This window comes from Candidatus Planktophila sp. (assembly GCA_030681675.1).
In the GTDB taxonomy this organism is placed as follows: Bacteria; Actinomycetota; Actinomycetes; order Nanopelagicales; family Nanopelagicaceae; genus Planktophila.
The window spans coordinates 1-4841 of sequence record JAUXRP010000016.1; the positions used below are offsets into that span (position 1 = coordinate 1).

4 protein-coding genes are annotated in these 4841 nt (G+C 44.4%); all 4 read right to left on the reverse strand.

Translation table 11 applies throughout. The annotated features are described in order from the left end of the window. Positions 1-1971: hypothetical protein (locus Q8K48_05010; GenBank protein MDP1851756.1), on the reverse strand; the 1971-nt coding region annotated here is incomplete at its 3' end. Further along, entirely contained in the window at positions 1971-2915 is a 945-nt protein-coding gene (locus tag Q8K48_05015; GenBank protein ID MDP1851757.1) for a glycosyltransferase, read from the reverse strand. The genes Q8K48_05010 and Q8K48_05015, both read right to left, overlap by 1 nt. After that, on the reverse strand, positions 2912-3973 hold the full coding sequence (rfbG, locus tag Q8K48_05020; protein ID MDP1851758.1) for a CDP-glucose 4,6-dehydratase: 1062 nt from the start codon (positions 3971-3973) through the stop codon (positions 2912-2914). Before rfbG ends, Q8K48_05015 begins: the two co-directional genes overlap by 4 nt. A gap of 9 nt (positions 3974-3982) precedes the next feature. Further along, on the reverse strand, positions 3983-4753 hold the full coding sequence (rfbF, locus tag Q8K48_05025) for a glucose-1-phosphate cytidylyltransferase (GenBank protein MDP1851759.1): 771 nt from the start codon (positions 4751-4753) through the stop codon (positions 3983-3985). Between the last annotated feature and the right edge of the window lie 88 nt (positions 4754-4841).

Sequence of the window (4841 nt, forward strand, 5' to 3'; positions counted from 1 at the left end):
ACAAAGCGTTTTACCCTCAAACTGAAAGAGATTAGTACCCTCATCGCTGACGACAATGACATCTGGATTAATTGTGTTTATATAATCGCACGAAGTTTGCGCCGTGGTCTGACTCATAAATAAATCAAAGGGAGAGTTTAAAATTGATAACGATTGAACTCCAGTCTCTCTTTCTACGTAATAAGAGGATGCCCCGAAGAAACCAATAGTCAGACCTTGATCTTTTGCATACTTCGCTGCAATTTTCGCATCGGCAACTGAGGCAACAATAGTTGCCTTTGGCCATCGCGGTGCAGTTTTCGCCTCATCAATTCGCTTCATCTCAACGCTTGGATTAGGAGTGAGCAAAAGGGAGGCAAAGGGGATAGAAATAATCAGGAGCAACGGAAGTACCCAGGCAAAGTTTTTCTCTTTCATCGCACGTGGTGAGAATAGAAAGCCTTTCTGTAAATTTCCAAATACTAGAGTTCGAATTGGATCCTTCATTAGTATTCCAACAAATGCTGCAAGAGAAATACTCAGTGGTAAAAAGAGAATCTGCATCTGTCCCGATGCGTAAGATCTGTTGAGGTAATACGTAAAACCAAAGAGCGACCAGAGTCCAAAAGCAAAGCCAATCAAGGCGTTTAGTGAATAGTCACCGGCTTCACTCGCGCTCTTCTTAGAGCGATAGACATATATTCCATGCACTACCACAAGTAGCACTATTAATGGCAAAATAAAGAGCACCGGACCTGGCGTACGAATTCGTTCAGCTCCGAAACCAGAGCCAAACTGTCGAGCGAAGAACAAAAAGTATTTAAAGTCGATAGTTTTGCCGGCAGCACCGGCGATGATTGGATACAGAGCGAACCCTGGAATAAATCCAATTAATGCTATGCCTGTATTTTTAATCTCCAAAAATCGAGTGCTACTTGCAAACGCGATAACTAAAAATGAGGTCACCACTGCTGCAATACCAAAATCTTGAGACTGCCACGTAGTTACCCCAGATAAAAATCCGAAAGCCAGAAAAGCAATTGTTCGCTTAACCGTAGATTTCTCTGATCTCTTCCGAAGCAGGAGAATTAACAGGCCAATTAAGACAAGTCCGGGAAATATTCGGATTGAAAGTCCTGAAAGCAAGGCAGCAATTGAGCCAAGATATCCCTCACGTGTAGGAAACTGAGTTAAAGCGGTGAAGGGAATTACAAGGCCGGTTGCTAACGCTATAGATCTGCGATCAATAGCGTTCCACGCAATAACAACACCGAGAATGAGAGTGGCAAAACTTAAGAGAGTCAGGGCTATAAAAGCTACATCCGATATTTGACTGGCGCTCATTCCGCCTACAAATGGCTTCAGGAAGAATCCATAAAAACTTTGGTATTGAGGGATGAAGTCTGAGTATGGCCAATAGCCAACAACTGGAGCCAAGAGTTCGTTAATCACATACTCGGAGTGATCTGCATCGATAACTGTTGCTGCGCTTTGCCAGAAACTCGGAATTACTAAAACTGCATTTATTAGAAATAACGTGGATAGAACGGCTTTCCAAGCAGAATTTAAAGTTCGCCATTCAATAATTTTGAAAACAATGGGCACTATAAATAACGCCAGGATCAATGTGTAAGGTCCAAAGCCTAACCACAGTCGATTCGAGAGAACCACTCCATTTATCGGTTCATGCTGTTCGATCCCAGCGGTTCCTATTGCAGTGATAAGCAGTGCCAAAGATCCATGCAGGTATTTACCAGTGGATTTACTTAACTTTGAAAAACCTAAAAGAAGGAATACTCCGGCGATGAGGATTGCTAATAAGTAAATTACTTTGTCAGGAGTTTCACTCTGTGCCGAGCCGCGAAGAAGTTGAATAATAAAAATAAGTGAACCTGTAAGTGCAAAGGCTTTGATGCCCAAGGCAATAGGTGTGGGAAATGTCTCTTGAACAACGGCTTTGGGCTTAGGCGCTACATATTTTTTCTTGGCCACTATCTCTCCTTGAAATTAATACGCTCGATTTCAAACATTGGCGGCGTTCGTCGTACTTGCCCATGAATGCTCAAAATATATTCTCCGATGAGTCCTAAAAAAAGCAGTTGAACACCGCCCATCAAAAAGATTCCGACGATGATTGTTGGAATCCCAACCGGCGCGCTTCCATCGGAAGTTAGAACCATGATTACGGTAAATAGAGCATAAGCAAAACCAAAAAACGAAAGAATAAAGCCACCTAATAAGGCCAGACGTGCAGGCACACGCGAAGTTGAAACGAAACCATTTATTGCCTGATCGATCAGTGAAATAAAGCTATTTTTAGACTTCCCTCGCTCGCGCTTAACCCACGTATATGGAACCGACGTGCTCTTCACTCCGGTTTGTGCAATTAACCCTCTGATATATGGATACTGGTCATCAACGGCCAAAATCGAATCAATCACTTTCTTATCCGCAAGCAGAAACTCACCTGAGTTAAGCGGGATTACGGCGGCGGCAAATTTTTTGATAATTCGGTAATACAGCCCGCGGGCAAAACGCATAACTAACGATTCTTCACGTTTGGCGCGAACACCGTAAGTAACTAAAAAGCCTGCCTCCCAATTTTTAACAAACTCTGGGATCACAGATGGTGGATCTTGCAAATCAGCGGCCAACTGTGGAACAACGATATCTCCCGTTGCACTCTTCATAGCGTTCCACATATTTCTAAATGGACCAACGTTGCGACTATTAGATATGACTTTTACATGTTCATCTCCAGCTGCAATTTTACGCAGTTTAATAAGCGTTGAATCCGTTGAAGCATTGTCGGCAAAAATGTGTTCGTAGTCGTAATGTGGCAACTGCTCCTGCATAATTTTCTTTAACTCCGAGGCACAGATTTCTACATTTACCTCTTCGTTATAGCAAGGCGTGATGACTGACAGTTTTTTCATCGCTGTGCTCCGTAGAATTCAAATATTTGTCGATCTAACGCCGCTAATGGGGAGCTGTGCATTGACTCTTTCTCCCAATCAATAGTCCAGCGGATTGCTTCATGGGCTTCAAATCGATTGCTCCAGCCTAACTCTTTGGTGGCTAACTCTGATGAGAGCCACAACAGCCCGGCCTCGTGTGGGGACGATGGATCACTCTGAATTTCGATCCCTTTTGAGCCTTCCCACTGCCTGCATGCGTAATCTGCCATCTGCGCAACGGTTAACTTTGATTCTTCGCCTGGGCCAAAGTTAAATGCAAGTGCTATTTCACGGCCCACCATTAAAGCCGATCCCATAGTTAAGTACCCGTTTAGTGGATCTAAAACATGTTGCCACGGTCTAATTGATTCAGGGTTTCTAATAATGGTTTTTTCACCGGCATGAAAGCCACGAATTAAATCGGGAATCAACCGATCTTCGGCAGTATCGCCGCCACCGATTACATTGCCAGCACGCGCCGAGGCGATCATAATCTTTTCAGCGCCATGGCGTGCAATCGTCTGCCATGCTGAAACAACCATCTCTGTGGCGGCTTTGCTAGCGCTATATGGATCCTTTCCCCCAAGTGGTTCATCCTCAGAATACCCACTCAGTTTTTCAACATTTCTATAGACCTTGTCCGTAGTAATCGCCACTACCCAGTGCGTGGCCTTATTGCTCACGGCCGCGTTTAGTACATGCGCCGTCCCCATAACATTTGTATCGAAAGTTTCAATCGGCTCTTTGTATGAGCGGCGCACTAAAGGCTGTGCGGCAAGGTGAAAAATTCCGTCGAATCGATGTGTCGTAAAGTAATTCTCCACCGCGTTGCGATCGCGAATATCGAGAATGCTGCTCTCCTTTAGCCCTAAATCGCCAGCCACATCGAAGAGTGAGTTAGTTTCTGCCTCAAGCGCTACACCGAAAACTTCGGCACCAGCTAAAACTAAAATTCTAGATAACCATGCACCTTTAAAGCCCGTGTGCCCGGTTACCAGAATTTTTTTTCCCGAGTAATCCTTTAAAAAATTAGCCATAGAACTAGATCACCAAATTTTCCAAGGTGCCTCGTTGTTGCTCCATAGTTCATTGAGCTCCTGGGATTCACGGAAAGTATCCATTGGCTGCCAGAAACCCTCATGCTTATAGGATTTCAACTCACCTTTCTTGGCAAGGTTTTCAAGCGGCCCTTTCTCTAACACGCACTCGGAATCCAGGTAGTCAAAAATTCCTGGCTCAAAGATAAAGTAGCCGCCATTTACCCACTTTTCAGCCTGCGGCTTTTCTGCAAACTCTGTGACTGTCTCATTCTCATCTATCTGCATTGCCCCAAATCGATTTGTAGGGCGCACTGCTGTGACCGTGGCGATTTTTCCATGGGATTCGTGGAATGTAGTTAAAGCTTTTAAATCGATATCGGCAACGCCATCGCCATATGTACACAGAAACTTTTCGCCCTCTACATACTGCTTAATGGAGTGGATTCGCCCACCCGTCATAGTCGTCAATCCTGTATTGGCAAGAGTTACTGTCCAATTTTCCTTGTTCGATTTAGCATGCTGAACTAGCCCTTCATTTTCACCTAGCTTTACGGTGATGTCATGAGTACGGGCCTCATAATTGATGAAGAAATCCTTAATGTAATCACCCTTATAGCCAAGGCAGATTACAAACTCGTTGATGCCCTGCGTTGAAAGGGTTTTCATAATGTGCCAGAGAATTGGGCGTCCACCGATTTCAACCATCGGCTTTGGACGAAACTCAGTCTCTTCACGAAGACGCGTTCCTAAACCACCTGCAAGAATTACCGCTTTCACGAAATTCCCCCTTAAAGAGATTAGAGCCAAAGTCTAACGGCACAAACCCCCAAGGATTATGGAAGCGGTATTTAGAGCCCTATATTAC

Excerpts from the sequence above, each read along its gene's own strand:
- rfbG (MDP1851758.1), bottom strand. The coding sequence starts at position 3,973 with ATGGCTAATTTTTTAAAGGATTACTCGGGAAAAAAAATTCTGGTAACC.
- Q8K48_05015 (MDP1851757.1), bottom strand. The coding sequence starts at position 2,915 with ATGAAAAAACTGTCAGTCATCACGCCTTGCTATAACGAAGAGGTAAAT.